General features: G+C 70.5%; 14 protein-coding genes. 8 read left to right on the top strand and 6 right to left on the bottom strand.

Features of this window, described 5'->3' with window-relative positions; translation table 11 throughout:
- Nucleotides 1-22: 22 nt before the first annotated feature.
- Both EMA17_RS38265 and EMA17_RS38260 read right to left on the bottom strand, forming a co-directional pair.
- On the bottom strand, nt 23-1,153 hold the full coding sequence (locus EMA17_RS38265; protein WP_246127174.1) for an ROK family transcriptional regulator: 1,131 nt from the start codon (nt 1,151-1,153) through the stop codon (nt 23-25).
- 356 nt (nt 1,154-1,509) lie between these two features.
- Complete coding sequence (locus tag EMA17_RS38260; protein WP_218043208.1) at nt 1,510-1,977, bottom strand: hypothetical protein; 468 nt, start codon at nt 1,975-1,977, stop codon at nt 1,510-1,512.
- A 131-nt stretch (nt 1,978-2,108) separates the two neighbouring features.
- On the opposite strand from EMA17_RS38260, the gene EMA17_RS38255 reads away from it, so the two are divergent.
- Nucleotides 2,109-3,107 (top strand): asparaginase, encoded by a 999-nt coding sequence (locus EMA17_RS38255; RefSeq protein WP_126641805.1) that lies wholly within the window; start codon nt 2,109-2,111, stop codon nt 3,105-3,107.
- Nucleotides 3,108-3,509: 402 nt separating this feature from the next.
- On the opposite strand, the gene acnA is transcribed toward EMA17_RS38255, so the two are convergent.
- On the bottom strand, nt 3,510-6,227 hold the full coding sequence (gene acnA, locus EMA17_RS38250) for an aconitate hydratase AcnA (RefSeq protein ID WP_126641804.1): 2,718 nt from the start codon (nt 6,225-6,227) through the stop codon (nt 3,510-3,512).
- 353 nt (nt 6,228-6,580) lie between these two features.
- On the opposite strand from acnA, the gene EMA17_RS38245 reads away from it, so the two are divergent.
- Complete coding sequence (locus EMA17_RS38245) at nt 6,581-7,606, top strand: Gfo/Idh/MocA family protein (protein ID WP_126641803.1); 1,026 nt, start codon at nt 6,581-6,583, stop codon at nt 7,604-7,606.
- Nucleotides 7,607-7,615: 9 nt separating this feature from the next.
- Here the strand turns inward: EMA17_RS38245 and EMA17_RS38240 are convergent, their stop codons facing one another.
- Both EMA17_RS38240 and cds1 read right to left on the bottom strand, forming a co-directional pair.
- Entirely contained in the window at nt 7,616-7,990 is a 375-nt protein-coding gene (locus tag EMA17_RS38240) for a PH domain-containing protein (protein WP_126641802.1), read from the bottom strand.
- 49 nt (nt 7,991-8,039) lie between these two features.
- Nucleotides 8,040-9,140 carry an L-cysteine desulfhydrase Cds1 gene (gene cds1 / locus EMA17_RS38235; RefSeq protein WP_126641801.1) on the bottom strand — a complete coding sequence of 367 codons (1,101 nt, stop codon included), beginning with the start codon at nt 9,138-9,140 and terminating at the stop codon, nt 8,040-8,042.
- Between the two features lie 238 nt (nt 9,141-9,378).
- On the opposite strand from cds1, the gene EMA17_RS38230 reads away from it, so the two are divergent.
- The 5 genes from EMA17_RS38230 (at nt 9,379) to EMA17_RS38210 (ending at nt 14,721) form a co-directional block, all read left to right on the top strand.
- A complete protein-coding gene (locus EMA17_RS38230; protein ID WP_126641800.1) occupies nt 9,379-9,888 on the top strand; it encodes a SigE family RNA polymerase sigma factor in 510 nt (169 codons plus the stop codon).
- Between the two features lie 89 nt (nt 9,889-9,977).
- Nucleotides 9,978-11,072, top strand: coding sequence for a hypothetical protein (locus EMA17_RS38225; protein ID WP_126641799.1), 1,095 nt, complete (start codon nt 9,978-9,980; stop codon nt 11,070-11,072).
- Nucleotides 11,073-11,251: 179 nt separating this feature from the next.
- A complete protein-coding gene (locus EMA17_RS38220; protein WP_246127169.1) occupies nt 11,252-12,622 on the top strand; it encodes a DUF2252 domain-containing protein in 1,371 nt (456 codons plus the stop codon).
- A gap of 87 nt (nt 12,623-12,709) precedes the next feature.
- A complete protein-coding gene (locus EMA17_RS38215) occupies nt 12,710-14,170 on the top strand; it encodes an AlkA N-terminal domain-containing protein (protein ID WP_126641826.1) in 1,461 nt (486 codons plus the stop codon).
- A complete protein-coding gene (locus EMA17_RS38210; protein ID WP_126641798.1) occupies nt 14,167-14,721 on the top strand; it encodes a methylated-DNA--[protein]-cysteine S-methyltransferase in 555 nt (184 codons plus the stop codon). Before EMA17_RS38215 ends, EMA17_RS38210 begins: the two co-directional genes overlap by 4 nt.
- A gap of 38 nt (nt 14,722-14,759) precedes the next feature.
- Here the strand turns inward: EMA17_RS38210 and EMA17_RS38205 are convergent, their stop codons facing one another.
- Nucleotides 14,760-15,545 (bottom strand): type IV toxin-antitoxin system AbiEi family antitoxin, encoded by a 786-nt coding sequence (locus EMA17_RS38205; protein ID WP_126641797.1) that lies wholly within the window; start codon nt 15,543-15,545, stop codon nt 14,760-14,762.
- A 340-nt stretch (nt 15,546-15,885) separates the two neighbouring features.
- On the opposite strand from EMA17_RS38205, the gene EMA17_RS38200 reads away from it, so the two are divergent.
- Nucleotides 15,886-17,091 carry a DUF4073 domain-containing protein gene (locus EMA17_RS38200; protein ID WP_246127168.1) on the top strand — a complete coding sequence of 402 codons (1,206 nt, stop codon included), beginning with the start codon at nt 15,886-15,888 and terminating at the stop codon, nt 17,089-17,091.
- Nucleotides 17,092-17,127 lie beyond the last annotated feature (36 nt).

Below are 17,127 nucleotides of genomic sequence, written 5' to 3'. Positions count from 1 at the left end.
CGCGCCATCCGTGCGGCACGGCTCACATCGCGGCGCCCGCGATCTGCGGCTCGGGCGTGCGTTCGATCGCGAAGGGGGCCATCTCGCTCATCACCATCGCCATCGCGCCCAGCACCTCGGCGCGCTCGCCGAGCGAGCCGGTGACCACGGACAATCGGCGCGAAGCGCTGGGGATGGCGTAGCGGCCGACCGACTCGACGATCGGCGCGATCAGCAGGTCGCCGGCGCCCGCGAGGTCGCCACCGAGGATGATCCGTTGCGGATTGAGCAGGTTCGTCAGGCTGGCCACGCCCACCCCGACGTGCCGGCCGGCGTCCGCGACCACCCGGCGACACCCCGCGTCGCCGGCCCCGGCGAGTTCGATCATGCGCTGGATGGTCAGGTCGGTGCCGTGGCTGCCGCGCAGCAGGTCCAGGAGGTAGGAGGCGTTGGTGAAGGTCTCCAGGCAGCCCCGGTTGCCGCAGCGGCACACCGGGCCGGACTCGTCCAGCGTTATGTGACCTATCTCGCCCGCCGTGCCGCCGGGGCCGCGATAGAGCCGGCCGCCGATCACCAGACCCGCGCCCACGCCGCCGGACACCTTGAGGTAGGCCATCTCGGTACATCCCACGCCCGCGCCCCACACCAACTCGCCGAGCGCGCCGAGGTTGGCGTCGTTGTCGACCAGGACCGGCAGACCCAGGCGCTCGCCCATCGCCTCGCGCGGGTGGCAGCCCACCCAGCCCGGCAGGATCGTGGTCGAGCCGAGCGCGCCGGTGTCGATGTCGATCGGGCCGGGCACGCCGAGGCCGACCCCGGTGACCTCGGAGCGGACCACGCCGGCCCGGTCGAGAAGCACCCCGAGCAGCCGGTCGGCGAGGGCGAAGCCCTCGTCGGCGGAGGAGTCGACGTCGATCGGGACATGCTCCTCGGCGAGCACGCGGTGCGCGAAGTCGCCGATCGCGACCCGCAGGTGGCGGTGTCCGAAGTCGATGCCGACGACCACGCCCGACGCCCGGCTGAGCGAGACGGCGCGGGCACGCCGTCCGCCGGAGGAGGTGGGGGTGACCTCGACCATGTCGAGGGCCTTCAACTCCCGTACGATGTTCGACACCGTCGCCGCGGACAGGCCGGTGCCCCTGGCGATCTCGGCCTGGGTGAGCGCTCCCGCCATCCGCACCGCGTGCAGGACCCGGTCGAGATTGCCCCGATGCAGCGAGGACTGGGACCCCGACGAGGGCGACCCCGGCGGCTGGGCCTCCGGAAAGCGGGCCCCCGTCATGCCGTCGGACATCTGCGTTCCCCTCGCCCCGGTGCATCTGAAGCACGTGCCGTGTGCAAGTCCTGAACTCTAATGTGCCCTCTGCTCACACAGAAGCGTCAAACCTGAACGCGGGCGTCACGATCGGGCCTCTATTCGCCACTCCGCGCGCACACGGCGCGGGGAAGGCGGCGAACACCCCTTTCGCCCCCGGCGGCCGTTCCGCCCCGCCCGACCAACCGGACAGCCGCCCCGGATGGTCGCCGGCGTCACAGTCGCGGTTCCCACCGCTCGCCGCCCAGCGCCTCCTCGACGAGGCGGACCGCGCGCTCGGTGGCCGCCGCGCGCGAACCCTCGTACTCGTACATCCGCAACGTCGCCTCCAGCGCGTGCACGGGCACCGCCTCCTTGAGGTCGACGCGCGCCGTGCCGTAGCCGTGCCGCGCCGCGGCCAGCGCCGCCGCCACGTGCTGGCGGGCCATCCGGGCCAGGATCACCGGGTATTTGCGCAGTACCTCATGGCTTCGATAACCGGGCGGACACAGGTCGTACAACCATGCGACGGCGGTGTCCTCCCACCCCGGCGCCCCGGGCGGTCGAACACCCCGCGGCCAACCCGCCGGCGCGATTCCGTCCTTCCCGCGCGGCCTGGCCTGCGCCTCGTCCCCCGTCGCCGCATGCGCGAAACGACCCGGCCGCTCCCAGGCCGGGGTGTCTCGATCGCCATTGCCGTACATATGTTCGATTATGCGCGGTGGTCGGCCGAGAATGCACATGTGGATCATTGAGGGGTACACCCCGCACCCACGTTCGACCGACACCGCCGCACCCCGGCCCCTTCGGGCCGCCGCCAACCTACGGAGGACCCGTGATTCAGGCCGCCCGCTCCGGCGATGAGGCCGCCTTCGCCCACATACCGCTGGTCGGCGTGTGGCGCAACGGCTTCCTGGAATCGGTACACCACGGCACGGCCGTACTGACCGGCACCGACGGGTCGGTGGTCGAGGGCCACGGCGCGGTCGACGCGCCGATGTTCCCGCGCTCGGCCAACAAGCCCTTCCAGGGCCTCGCGATGCTGCGCAACGGACTGGACCTGGAGGGCGAGCTGCTCGCCCTCGCGTGCGCGAGCCATTCCGGCGAGGCGTTCCACCTGGAGGGGACCCGGCGCATCCTGGCCCGGGCGGGGCTGCCGGAGAGCGCGCTGCGGTGTGTACCGGACCTGCCCCTGGGCGCGGCGCAGCGCGACGCGTGGCTGGCGGACGGTCGCGGCCCCGAGCGGATCGCGATGAACTGCTCGGGCAAGCACGCGGCGATGTTGCTCACGTGCGTGCGCAATGGCTGGTCGACCGAGGACTACCTGGCGCCGGAGCACCCGCTGCAAAAGGCCGTCCGCCAAGCGGTGGAGGACGTCGCCGGCGAGCCCGTCGCGGCGGTCGGCGTGGACGGATGCGGGGCGCCGCTGTTCGCCATCTCGCTCGCCGGCCTGGCCCGCTCGTTCGGGCGCTTCGCGGGGGCGGCCGAGGGCGCGCCCGAACGGCGGATCGCGGACGCGATGCGGGCGCACCCGCAGTGGGTCGCGGGCACCGGTCGCGATGTGACGGACCTGATGCGGGCGATCCCGGGACTGCTCGCCAAGGACGGCGCGGAGGCGGTGTACGCGGTGGGCCTACCGGACGGCCGCGGTGCCGCGGTCAAGATCGCGGACGGTGCGACGCGGGCGCACATCGTCGCGATCGCGGCCCTGCTGTGGCGCATGGGCGCGGACGAGCAAACCCTCGCCACGTTCGCGCAGTCGCCGGTGTACGGCGCCGGCGAGGTCGTCGGCGCGATCCGCGCCTTCCCCCTTTTGAGTGAACCGGCGCGGTAGCCCTGTCGCCCACATGGGCCAACCGCAACACTGACCGTGCGGCCGGTCGGGAAACCGACCGGCCGCACCATCGCCTGCGCCCGCGCCTGCGCCCGCGCGCTTGACGCTCGTGCTCGTGCGCCTGCGCCCGCACTCGCGGAGCCGATGCGCCCGCCGGCGCAGGCTCACGCGGGCGCACCCGCCAGGACGCCCGCGCCGATACCGCCCGCCGGCGACGAGAGCGGTCGGGTGCGAGGGCCGACGGCGCATGCGGGGCGATCCCGATGACGCGCCGAACAGCGCCGGCGATAGCCGCGGCGGAACACGAACACCGGGCCGGGCTCCCGAGGGAGCCCGGCCCGGTGCGTGACCACCGCGAGGCCGCGACCGCGAAGCGGTACCCGGCCCCCGATCGGTGTGCGATCAGCCCTTGTTCACCAGCGAACGCAGCACGTACTGCATGATGCCGCCGTTGCGGTAGTAGTCCGCCTCACCGGGAGTGTCGATGCGCACGACCGCGTCGAACGCGACACCGGTGTCGGTGGTGACCTTGACCGTCTTGGGCGTACGGCCCTCGTTCAACTCGGTGATGCCCTCGAACGCGAAGGTCTCCTCGCCGGTGAGCCCCAGCGACGCGGCGCTCCGGCCCGCCGGGAACTGCAGCGGGATGACGCCCATGCCGATCAGGTTCGAACGGTGGATGCGCTCGTACGACTCGGCGATCACCGCACGCACACCCAGCAGCGAGGTGCCCTTGGCGGCCCAGTCGCGGGACGAGCCCGAGCCGTACTCCTTGCCCGCCAGCACGACCAGCGGGATGCCGGCGGCCTGGTAGTTCACCGACGCGTCGTAGATCGTCGAGACCGGGGCGTCGGCCTGCGTGAAGTCACGCGTGAAGCCGCCCTCGGTGCCCGGCGCGATCTGGTTGCGCAGGCGGATGTTCGCGAACGTGCCGCGGATCATCACCTCGTGGTTGCCCCGGCGCGAGCCGTACGAGTTGAAGTCCTTGCGCTCGACACCGTTCTCGGCCAGGTACTTGCCCGCCGGGCTGTCGCCCTTGATCGAGCCCGCGGGCGAGATGTGGTCGGTGGTGACCGAGTCGCCGAGCTTGGCCAGCACGCGCGCGCCCGCGATGTCGACCACCGGCTCCGGCCGCATCTGCATGCCCTCGAAGTACGGGGGCTTGCGCACGTAGGTGGACTGCGGGTCCCACTCGAAGGTGGCGCCCGTCGGGATCTCCAGCGACTGCCAGCGCGAGTCGCCGGCGAAGACGTCGGCGTAGCGGCCGATGAACATGTCCTGGTCGATCGAGGAGGCCACGACCTCGGCGATCTCCTCGTCGCTCGGCCAGATGTCCGCGAGGTAGACCGGCTTGCCCTCGGGGTCCACGCCCAGCGGCTCGGTGGTGATGTCGATGTCCATCGAACCCGCGAGCGCGTACGCGATCACCAGCGGCGGCGAGGCCAGGTAGTTCATCTTGACGTCGGGGTTGATCCGACCCTCGAAGTTGCGGTTGCCCGAGAGCACCGAGACGACCGCGAGGTCGGCCTCGTTGACCGCCTTGGAGACCTCCTCCGGCAGCGGGCCGGAGTTGCCGATGCAGGTCACGCACCCGTAGCCGACCAGCGAGAAGCCGACCTTCTCCAGGTACGGGATCAGGCCCGCCTTCTCGTAGTAGTCCATGACGACCTTGGACCCGGGCGCGAGCGTGGTCTTGACCCACGGCTTGCGGGTGAGGCCCTTCTCGACGGCCTTCTTGGCGAGCAGCGCGGCGCCGAGCATCACCGACGGGTTCGAGGTGTTGGTGCAGGAGGTGATCGAGGCGATCACGACCGCGCCGTGGTCGATCTCGTACTCGACGCCGTCCTCGCCGACCACCTTGGTCGGGTTGTGCACACGACCGTTCGAACCGGTGGGGGCGTCCGAGGCCGGGAAGGACTCCTTGCCCGACTCGTCGCCGTTGGTGACGTAGTCCGGCAGCGCGCCGCGGAAGCGGGTCTTGGCCTCGGCCAGCACGACCCGGTCCTGCGGGCGCTTGGGGCCGGAGATGGAGGGCACCACGGTGGAGACGTCGAGCTCGATGTACTCCGAGTACTCCGGCTCGTGGCTCGGGTCGTGCCACAGCCCCTGGGCCTTGGCGTACGCCTCGACCAGCGCGAGCTGCTTGTCGTCCCGGCCGGTCAGGCGCAGGTAGGTGATCGTCTCGGCGTCGATCGGGAAGATCGCGCAGGTCGAGCCGAACTCCGGCGACATGTTGCCGATGGTGGCGCGGTTGGCCAGCGGCACCGCGCCGACGCCCTCGCCGTAGAACTCGACGAACTTGCCCACCACACCGTGCTTGCGCAGCATGTCGGTGATGGTCAGCACCACGTCGGTGGCGGTCACGCCCGGCTGCGCCTTGCCGGAGAGCTTGAAGCCGACCACGCGCGGGATCAGCATGCTGACCGGCTGACCGAGCATGGCGGCCTCGGCCTCGATGCCGCCGACGCCCCAGCCGAGCACGCCCAAGCCGTTGACCATGGTGGTGTGCGAGTCGGTGCCGACACAGGTGTCGGGGTAGGCCTGCCCGTTGCGGACCATGATCGTGCGGGCCAGGTGCTCGATGTTGACCTGGTGCACGATGCCGGTGCCGGGGGGTACGACCTTGAACTCGTCGAACGCGGTCTGGCCCCAGCGCAGGAACTGGTAGCGCTCCTTGTTGCGGCCGTACTCGATGTCGGTGTTGATCTCGAACGCGTCCGGACGGTTGAACACGTCGGCGATGACCGAGTGGTCGATGACCATCTCGGCGGGCGCGAGCGGGTTGATCCGGGAGGCGTCGCCGCCGAGGGCCTTCACGGCCTCGCGCATCGTGGCGAGGTCCACCACGCACGGCACGCCGGTGAAGTCCTGCATGATCACGCGCGCCGGCGTGAACTGGATCTCCTCGCTCGGCTCGGCCTTCGCGTCCCAGCCGCCCAGGGCGCGGATGTGATCGGCGGTGATGTTCGCGCCGTCCTCCGTGCGGAGCAGGTTCTCCAGCAGGACCTTCAGGCTGTAGGGGAGGCGCTTGCTGCCCTCCACCTTGTCCAGCCGGAAGATTTCGTACGACTCGTCACCCACGTTCAGGGTGGAGCGAGCGTCGAAGCTGTTCGCGGACACGACGGTCTCCCTTGATCTTGTGCGTTTCTCCCGCATCCTGCCGACACCCACTCGACCTTCGCCAAGCAAGGTGACCCTAAGTAGGGGATGCCGGGGTCTGCGCCCCGCAGATATCTTGATGTCAAGACAAGTCTAGCCCAGGCGCCGACTCCCCCGTGCGGGTACCCGTCTTGGGCGCGCCGAAAGGTCGGTCGGGATTCGTCCCGACGATCTCTCCCACGCACGCGCGTGCGCCCCTAACATGCGGGACAGCGAGTCCGGTACGGCCCACCGGGTGGGTCCGGAGCGTGGCCTCGGGAACACTCCCGGGGCATGGGCGCATCGGGTGGGATGGCGACGAGGGGAATGACGCCATGAAGCGGATCCGGATCGGGATACTCGGCGCGGCTCGCATCGCGCCGGCCGCGCTGGTCAGGCCCGCGCGGCTGATCCCGGAGGTACGGGTGGCCGCGATCGCCGCGCGCGAGCCGGCCCGCGCCGACGCGTTCGCCCGACGCCAGGGCGTCCCGCGGGTGCACGCGACCTACGCCGAACTGATCGCGGATCCCGAACTGGACGCCGTCTACATCCCGCTGCCCAACGGACTGCACGCGCACTGGACGATCCGGGCGCTGGCGGCCGGCAAGCACGTACTGTGCGAGAAGCCGATGGCCGCCAACGAGGCCGAGGCGCGCGAGATCGCCGACGCGGCGGAGCGCGCGGGCCTGGTCGCGATGGAGGCCTTCCACTACCGCTACCACCCGCTCGCGGGGCGGATGCGGGAGATCGTCGACGACGGCGAATTGGGCGAGATCCGCCGGATCGACACCTCGATGTGCTTCCCGCTGCCGCTGCCGGGCGACATCCGCTACCGCTACGACCTCGCGGGCGGGTCGCTGATGGACGCCGGATGCTACGCCGTACACCTCATGCGGGTGCTGGCGGGCGACGACGACGGCGACCCGATCGAGGTCCTGGGCGCGCGGGCGCTCACCGTACCCCGCGACCGCCGGGTGGACCGCGCGATGTCGGCCCGGTTGCGGCTGCCGGGCGGTGTCCTGGGCACGGTACACGCGTCGATGTGGTCGCGGCGCCTGCTCGACATGCGTGCGCACGTGGTGGGCACGCGGGGCGAGATGCGCGTATTCAACTACCTGATGCCGCACCTGCCGCACCGGTTCACCGTGAGCGTGGGCAAGCGCCGGCGGCACGAACACCTGGGCGAGGCCGCGAGGACGCCGACCTACCGCCTGCAACTCCAGGCGTTCGCGGACGCGATCCGACTCGGCCGGCCGCCCCTGACGCCCGCGGCCGACGCGGTACCCACCCTGCGCGTCATGGACGCGATCTACCGCGCGGCCGGCCTGCCCCTGCGCGGGGAGGCCACGGCCACACGCTGAGCGAGCGGCTCAACGCATGATGTAGTGCAGGATGACGTCGTGCACGTGTCGGCCCTTGTCGTCACTGCGGAACTCCACGCTGTAGGTCTGCGTGCCGACGTGGATCGCGATCTCGCTGGAGCTCAGGTAGGAACCGGTGAAGCTCTTGTTGGAGACCATGCTGACGCTGCTGATCTTCGAGTAGGGCAGCGAGGTGATCGCGACCTTCTTGCCCACGAAGCTGTTGTCCTGGATGATCGCGCGCCGATCGGTCAGACCGATGAACCCGGTGCCGACGCCCTTCGCGTCGTAGACCGCGATGATCTGCTCGCCCGGGAGCAGACCGCTCTGGATCTTCTCCAACTGCTCGCGCTTGTCGAAGACGACGTTTCCCGCCCCGCTCAACCCGTGCTCCTCCCGGTCGACCCGCGACACCCAGCCTAAGGCCGCCCGATCAGCGCCATTCGCCCGTGGTGTGGAAGTGGGTCAAGGTTGCCTCGTATGCGGTGAGATCCAACCTCCGGCGGGCCAACCACTCGTCCGAGTAGTACGAGTGCGCGTAGCGCTCGCCGCCGTCGCACAGCAGCGTCACGATCGAGCCGGTACGCCCCGCGGCGCGCATCTCGGCGACCAGGCGCAGCGCGCCCCAGAGGTTGGTGCCGGTCGAGCCGCCGGCCTTGTGGCCGGTGCGGCGGTGCAGTTCGCGCATCGCCGCCACCGACGCGGCGTCGGGGATCTTGATCATCCGGTCGACGATGTTCGGCATGAAGCTGGCCTCGACCCGAGGCCTGCCGATGCCCTCGATCCGCGACGAGCAGGCCTCGGCGTACGCCGGGTCGTGCGTGCGCCACCCCTCGAAGAACGCCGAGTTCTCGGGGTCCACGACGCAGATCTTGGAGTGGTGCCGGCGATAGCGCACGTAGCGGCCCATCGTCGCGCTGGTGCCGCCGGTACCGGCGCCGACCACGATCCACTCGGGGATGGGGTGGCGCTCCTCCGACATCTGCTCGAACACGGACTCGGCGATGTTGTTGTTGCCCCGCCAGTCGGTGGCGCGCTCGGCGTAGGTGAACTGGTCCATGAAGTGGCCGCCGGTCTCCGCCGCGAGCGAGCGCGAGACGTCGTAGACCGTGGCGGCGTCGTCGACGAGGTGACATCGCCCGCCGTGGAACTCGATCAGTTCGATCTTCTCGGGGCTGGTCGTGGCGGGCATGACCGCGACGAAGGGCAGGCCGATCTGGTTGGCGAAGTACGCCTCCGAGACGGCGGTGGAGCCCGAGGACGCCTCGATTACGGTGGTGCCCTCCTCGATCCACCCGTTGCACAGGGCGTAGAGGAACAACGACCGCGCGAGGCGGTGCTTGAGCGAGCCCGTGGGGTGGGTGGACTCGTCTTTGAGGTAGAGGTCGATGCCCCACTCGGTCGGCAGCGGATAGGCGAGCAGGTGGGTGTCGGCGGAGCGGTTCGCGTCGGCGCTCACCTTGCGGATCGCCTCGTCCACCCAGTCCCGGGTCTTCGCGCTGAAACGGTCCACATCGTTGCCCACCGGCGTCACGTCGGCTCCCCTGGCTGGTTCCTGTCCCCCGTGCCGGGTGTGGATGACGAGGGCTGTGGGATCGATGGTGATCGATCCCACCCAGGCTACGGGCCGACCCGCCATCCCCGGGACCAACCCCTCGAAAGGCCTATGAGCTGCACATACGTATTCTCGGCCGGAACGTGTGACGTGTCGGGGGGTCCGCCGCGTCTATGGGGTGGGTACGCGCGAGGGCGCGTAGGGACGAGGAGGGCCTATGGCGGGCTTCGACGCTGAGCCGGCCGATTTCCTGGAGTTCGCCAACGCGTGCAGCGGTCGGCTGTTCCGAACGGCGTGGCTCCTGTGTGGCGATTGGCATCTCGCCGAGGACCTCGTGCAGACGACGCTGGGCAAGTTGTACCGGGCCTGGAAGCGGGTCAGCCGGGCCGACAGCCCGGAGGCGTACGCGCGCACCGTGCTCACACGCACGTATCTGTCCCATCGACGCAGGCTGAGCAGCACCGAGCAGCCGTACGCGGACCTGCCGGAGGGCGCCGGTCCCGAGGAGGACCAGGCGTTGCGGCTGACCCTCCTGAAGAGCCTGGCCGAGTTGCCGCCCAAGGACCGGGCGGTGTTGGTCCTGCGCTACTGGGAGGACCTGAGCGTGGAGCAGACGGCACGGCAGATGGGCGTGTCCGAGGGAGCCGTGCGCAGCAGGTCCATGCGGGCGCTGGAGAAGTTGCGGAGCCTGCTCGGGAACGAGTCCGGCTGGCTTTCCGCCGCATGAGGGGTCGACGAGTACACCGCCGGCACGGCCGTACGGCTGGTGAGCGAGACGACCCGGGTTCATCCGGATGGCGAGGAGACGGTACGTCTATGGGGTCCGAGGAAAAGGAACTGGCGGCCGCGATGCGGACGTCGGCGTCGGGGCTGGTGCCCCCGACGGGATTGGTCGCGGGCGGTATCGCCCGAGGCCGACGGATGAAGCTGGTCCGCCGTCTCCAGGTGGGCGCGTCCGCCGCGGCGGTGCTCGCCGTGGCGGGCACGACCGTCCTCGCCGTCTCCGGCGGGGACGACGGCGGCGACCGGCATGTCACGGGCCCGGCCGGTATCACGACGGAGATCCCCGCCCCGCCGACCGCAGCGGCGCCCAAAGCCCGACCGACCCTGTCCGCACCGACCGGACTGGTGCCGGTACTGCCGCCGGTACTGCTGCAAAACCTCCTGCAGCGTGTGCCGCAGGGCCTCGTGCGCTCCGGGGTCACCGGGTCGGATGTAACGGACAAAACCTCCGCGGGCGTACACAGCGCGGGCGCGTCGGTGTCGTTGGTCCTCGACGACTCGTCCGGCCCCACCTTGTTCTCGGTGTCGGTACGGCAGGACGCCGAGAAATCCGACGAGGTCCATTGCCCGCCACAGGACGGCAGCACCAAGGCCACGTGCACGGACCGCAGGACGGGGAACGGCACCCAGGTGGTCGAACGCCAGGACTGGGTCTACCCCGCGTCGCCCGACACCCCGGAAAACCGTGCCGACGGCAAGGCCGGCCCGTCGGGAAAGGGACCGAAGGAATGGTCCGTGCGCGTCGAGCGCCCCGACGGCGTCGTGATCGAGATCAGGGAGATCACCTCCCGCGAGGAGAAGGGTCCCATCAGCCGGGAGACGCCGATCTTCCAGATGGACACGTTGCGCGGGTTCGCACTCGATCCGGTCTGGAAGGTATGGATCCCACCCGAGGTCAACAAGATCGCCGACAGCTCCCTGCCGGTATTCGTCCGCACGTCCTCCTCGGGCGCGAAGTACGAGCCGCAGCCGCCGGCGAACACGCCGTCCGGCCCGACGGGCGGCGGTACGACAGCCGGGCCGCCCACGGAACCGTTCGCGGGAACATGGTCGGAATACACCCGCGGCACCGTGCCGGGATCCGCGACCCCCAGCACGTCGACCCCCACTTCCGGAAGGCGTGACTGAATCTCCGACGCCTGTCGGGCATGACCCGGCGTCGTCCGGGCAGGCGCCGAACGTCGAGCCCCCGAGCGCCTCTGACTCCCCCTCACGCTTCGGGGGCTCGATGCCGCCCGCGGTCGGGCGTCTGGGATCCTGACGCGGGGTCCTGCCGATCCCGCGGATACTCGAGAGAGGCGGTCGCGATGACCGGGGGCATAGGTATCGGTCTGGGCGGCGTGGGGTTCGAGGGTGGCTACGCGCAGTACGGCCCGACGGACGCCGAGGAGCGTGCCCGGCACATCCTGCAGGTCTTCGACCGCGCCTTCGGCGCGCTGATCGACGGCGACCCGGCGGCGTTCCGGGTGAAGTTCCGCAAGATGGCCGCCTCGGCGTTCGCGTTCTACCGGGGCACGGCCTGCCTGTTCTACGCCGACCTGGACGGCCGGGAGGATCCCTTCCTCGACGAGCGCACCTCGCGGGTGTGGATCCACGGCGACCTGCACGCGGAGAACTTCGGCACATACATGAACGCGGACGGCAAACTCGTGTTCAACGTCAACGACTTCGACGAGGCGTACGTCGGCCCCTGGACCTGGGACGTCAAGCGGTTCGCCGCGAGTCTCGCGCTGATCGGGCACGGCAAGGCGCTGAGCGACGACGCCATCGCGTCCCTCGTCGCCGCCTACGGCGCTGCCTACCTCGACCAGCTTCGCCTGCTCACCGACAAGACCACGCCCCAGGACGCCGCGCTGACCCTGGCGACCACCGAGGGTCCGCTGCTGGAGGTCCTGCGCCGGGCCCGCCTGCAGACCCGCATCGGCTTGTTGCGCTCGGAGACGGTCGTGGCCGACCACGAACGGCGGTTCGCGATGTCCGGCGGCGCGTTCGAGCTGCCGGACGACGTCAAGGCGACGGTCCTGGAGGCGTTCGGCCGCTACCTCGACACACTGCCCCCCGCGACCCGGCAGCGGCCGGACACCTACGACGTCAAGGACGTCGTGGGTCGGCGCGGAGTCGGCATCGGCAGCGCCGGTCTGCCCTCGTACAACCTGCTGATCGAGGGGAACACGGAGGCGCTGGAGAACGACGTGATCCTGTACATGAAGCAGGGCCAGACGCCTTCGGTCAGCCATCACGTCACCGACCCCGAGGTGCGCTCCTACTTCGAGCACGAGGGACACCGCACGGTCATCTCCCAACGCGCCCTGCAGGCGCACGCGGACCCGTGGCTCGGCTACACCGACATCGACGGAATCGGGCAACTGGTCGCCGAGGTCTCGCCCTACGCGAACGACCTGGACTGGTCCGACCTCAACGAGGTGGACACGATCACGGAGGTCGTGGAGTACCTGGGCCGCGCCACCGCGACGATGCACGCCGTCGCGGACGAGGAGAGCGGCCACACGCTCGTACCCTTCTCGACCGAGGACGCCATCCGCACAGCGATCGAGCGCGACGAGGAGGGCTTCATCACGTCGCTGGTGGACTTCGCACACGCCTACGGCGCACGCGCCCGGGCCGACCACGCGATCTTCGTGGACCTCTTCCGCAACGGACTGATCCGGGGTCTGTAGCCCCGGCTCGAGGCCCGAAGGGGCGCCACGCCGGCGTCCGATTCCCGCCGGCCCCCAGGTCGGGAACGGGCGACACTGGTCGGCGTGATGGACGACGAGCAGTGCTACCGAGCGTGCAGCAGCCGGGACAGTAGGTTCGACGGCTGGTTCTACATGGCGGTCACCAGCACCGACATCTACTGCCGGCCGAGTTGCCCCGCGGTCAAGCCGAAGCGGGAGAACGCGCGGTTCTACCCCTCCGCGGCGGCCGCGCAGGCGGCGGGTTTCCGGGCGTGCAAGCGCTGCCGTCCGGACACCTCGCCGGGATCGCCGGAGTGGGACGTGCGCGCCGACGTGGTCGGTCGGGCGATGCGCCTGATCGCGGACGGCGTCGTGGACCGCGAGGGCGTGGGCGGTCTGGCGGGCCGCCTCGGCTACAGCGACCGCCAACTGAACCGCCTGCTGATGGCCGAGGTCGGCGCGGGACCCCTCGCGCTGGCCAGGGCCCGGCGGGCGCAGACCGCCCGGGTGCTGCTGGAGACCTCCGATCTCCAGATCGCACAGGTCGCGTTCGCGGCAGGGTTCGCGAGCGTGCGCCAGTTCAACGACACGGTGCGCGAGGTGTTCGGGCGCACTCCGACGGAGGTGCGCGGACGCGCCGGCGCGCGAAGCGTCGAGCCCGGCGAGATCCGGCTGCGCCTGCCCTACCGGGAGCCGATCGCGCTCGGACACGCGCTGGACTTCCTGGGTCTGCGGGCGGTGCCCGGCGTCGAGGAGTACGCGGACGGCGTGTACCGCAGGGTGCTGTCGCTCCCGCACGGCACCGGAGTGGTCGAACTCTCCCCCGGTCCGTCCTGGGTGTGGTGCCGTCTGGTCCTGGCCGATCTGCGCGACCTGGGCGCCGCCGTGCAGCGCTGCCGCCGCCTGCTCGACCTGGACGCGGACCCGCTCGCGGTGGACGAGGCACTGGGCAACGCCGAACTCGCCGACGGCACCCTGGCCGCCCTGGTGCGGGTCACGCCCGGGCTGCGCTCGCCGGGCCATGTGGACCCGGACGAACTCGCCGTGCGGGCGGTGCTCGGCCAGCAGGTCTCGGTCGCGGGCGCGCGCACGATCGCGGGTCGGTTGACCTCCCTGTACGGCAAGCCGCTCCCCGCACCTCAGGGCACGCTCACCCACGCCTTCCCGACGGCCGCCGCGCTGGCGGACGCGGATCCGGCCGATCTGCCGATGCCCAACGCGCGCAAGAAGGCACTCTTCGCGCTCACCGGCGCGCTCGCGTCCGGCGTCGTTCGCCTGGACCCGGGGGTCGATCGTCGAGCCGCGGAGGCGGCTTTGTTGGCCCTTCCGGGCATCGGCCCCTGGACGGCGTCGTACATTCGACTGCGGGCACTCGGCGATCCGGACGTGTTCCTGCCGACGGATCTGGGCGTCAAGCACGCGCTCGCGGGCTTGAACCTCTCGATCTCGGCGGCGCAGTCGTGGTCCCCGTGGCGCTCGTACGCACTGCACCACCTGTGGGCGAGCCTGTCCGCAACGTCCGCCGTCTCGGTGAAGGAAGTCGCATGAACCAGGACGCCCTGTTCGAGGCCGTCGAAGCGCCCGACCCCAACGTGCCTCCCGCCGTGTTCAACACCCCCCTCGACGGCCCCCGTCGGTACGCGACGATGGACTCCCCCGTCGGCGAGCTGCTCATGATCGGCGACGGCCGCTCGCTCACCGCCCTGTTCATGGCCGCGACGCCGGAAGCGGACTGGGTACACGATCCCGGTGCGTTCGGTGAGACGAAGGCGCAGTTGAGCGCTTACTTCGCCGGCGAACTGCGCGAGTTCGACCTGCCGTTGGCGCCGGTCGGCACGGCCTTCCAGCTCAAGGTCTGGTCGGCCCTGACCACCATCCCGTTCGGGCACACCATGTCCTACGGCGGCCTGGCGACGAGGTTCCTCGGCCAACCGACCGCCTCCCGAGCGGTCGGGCTCGCCAACGGTCGCAACCCGATCAGCATCATCATCCCGTGCCACCGGGTGATCGGCGCGAACGGCACGTTGACCGGATACGCCGGCGGACTGCCACGCAAGCAACGCCTGTTGGCCCTGGAGAACGTCCGCGTCACGGGATAGCGCGGCCGCCTTCGACGACACCACCGCGGCCACCGGACTCACGACTGGAACGCTCGCCGCACGAGCCCGGCCACCCGCCCCCGGCGGAGCGTGTCGTGCCAGGTGAAACGCAGCACCAGGGCGCCCACGAGGGCGAGTTCGTTGGCCCTGGCCCGATCGCGAAACAGCGCGTCGGGCCGCGAGTGCACGTCCACGCCGTCCGCCTCCGCGAAGACGGGCCGCAAGCCGGTGAGCCACGCGAGGTCCACCCGGGCCCGACCGCCGCCGGGCAGGGCGACCTCGTGCTGCAACTCGTCCGGTGCGACCCCGCCGCGCACGCAGTCGAGCCGTACCCGCGACTCCAACGGGCTCTCGGCCCGCCCGTCCGCGATCGCGAGCAGTGGTCGTACCCGGCCCGCGCCGGGACGGCCCGCCGACGCCCGCTCGATCCCCACGAGGTCCGCCTCCTTCACCAGCCCCAGGTGCAGCGCCGAGTCGAGCACCGCGAGACCTTCCTCGGGCGACAGCCTCGGGACGAGGTCGGCGAGTGTGCGTACCGGCGTCGTCACCGGCAGGCCGTCCACCGTCACGATCTCGTCGGCTCGCAGCTGGCGGCGATGCGCCACGATCCCCGGCCCACCGCGACGCGAGGCGGTGTCGGGCGTCGCCACGTGCACACATTCCTCGTGTGGCACACCACGCATCCCGTGCGTACGGGCCGCACTGTGCAATACGGCGACGGCCCGCTCTCCATAGGCCGCGAGCCCGGCGCGCAACAACCCGCGCGAGGAGAGCGCACATCGATCGGCATCGACGAGCCCCACGCCGCGTGCGATCTCGCGCACCTTCCCAGCGTTCACGAGCCTTCGCCACGCCCGTCCGGACACTCCGGCGGATGTCGCTCGTTCCCGTGTCACCACTCCGTCGTACTGCCATGCCAGCTCCCGCAGGACTCGTAGGGCCTCTTCCATTCCCGGATCCTGGTCCGCGCGGCCGACCGGGTGGTGCCGGCGACGGGGAGCTGTGGACAACCGGGCACTTGTGGACAACTTGAGGCGTGCTTTGCCGGATTCGCGGATGATCTTCAGTTGTTCGACACCTTCATGATCGTCAAGGGTCGCCGGACGGCCGGCCCCAACCGGTGTGATGGGCACGTCCCCACCGCCTCCCGTCCCGAGGATCGCCATGCCCGACATCCGCAAGCACCGGCGCATCGCCGCCGTGTGCGCCGCGCTCGCCCTCACCGCGGGCGCGGGCGCCGCGTACGCCGAGAACCGCCCCGCTCCCCGCGCGGCCGCCCCCGCAGGCGCGGCCTCCGCCGCACCCGCGAAGGTGTCCTTCAACGTCGTCAGCGACGTACAGGGCGACCTGGCGGACTTCGGCCGGGCGCTCGATCAGTTGAAGGTCGTCAACCCCGACAGCCGCGCGCTCGTGGTCAACGGCGACATCACGCCGCGCGGCTACAAGGCCGAGTACGACCAGGTGAAGCAGGTCCTGAACTCGCGTCCGCACCCGGCGAACACGTACTTCACGATCGGCAACCACGAGTTCTACGTGCCCAAGTACTGCAACCCGGACAAGTTGTGCCAGGAGACCTGGCCGAACGGCACGACCGAGCAGTCGCTGTTCCAGAACTTCTACGACTTCACCGGGCTCGACAAGGTCTACTACGAACGCGTCGTCGACGGCGTGCCGATGTTGTTCCTCGGCACCGAGAAGTACATGAAGTACAGCGACCCGACCAAGTGGGACGAGGTCTGGTTCAGCGAGGAGCAGCTGACCTGGCTCGAGCAGCGGATGAAGTACTGGGAGGCGCAGGGCAAGCCCACGTTCGTGTTCTCGCACCACGTCCTTCCGGACACGGTCTCCGGCACGCGCAACAAGCTCTACAAGTCGGACTACCTCCAGGCCGACCGGCTCATGAACATCCTGGGCGCCCACAAGGACGCCGTGCTGTTCACGTCCCACACACACTGGGATCTGAACCTGTCCGACTGGGCCGTGCGCAAGGTCGTGCCGGGGACCGGCAACCTCGAGGGCTTCACGGTCGTCAACACCGGCGCCGTGCAGACCCAGTGGACCGACAACGGCACCGGCGGCGAGAGCGCGCTGGACGGGTTGGAGAACAGCGGGCTTCAGGTCGAGGTCGCGAACGACCGGGTGACGATCAAGGCGCGCGATTTCCGGCGCAACCAGTGGATCAAGGAGCTGAACGTCCCGCTCCACACCAAGTGCGCGGCGGCCAAGCCGTGGACGGAGTCGATGACGTACAACAACGGCGACACCGTGGTGTGGAACAACCGCACCTGGCGCGCCAAGTGGTGGACGCGCGGCGAGACGCCGGGCACGACCGGCTCGTGGGGCGTGTGGGAGGACCAGGGCGCCTGCTGATCAGCGGCGACCGAGCCGATGGGGGTGGGACGGTGC

Origin of the sequence: Embleya hyalina (assembly GCF_003967355.1) — a bacterium.
Lineage (GTDB): Bacteria > Actinomycetota > Actinomycetes > Streptomycetales > Streptomycetaceae > Embleya > Embleya hyalina.
The sequence above is the reverse complement of the archived record's forward strand: the minus strand, read 5'-3'. Positions and strand labels throughout refer to the sequence as shown.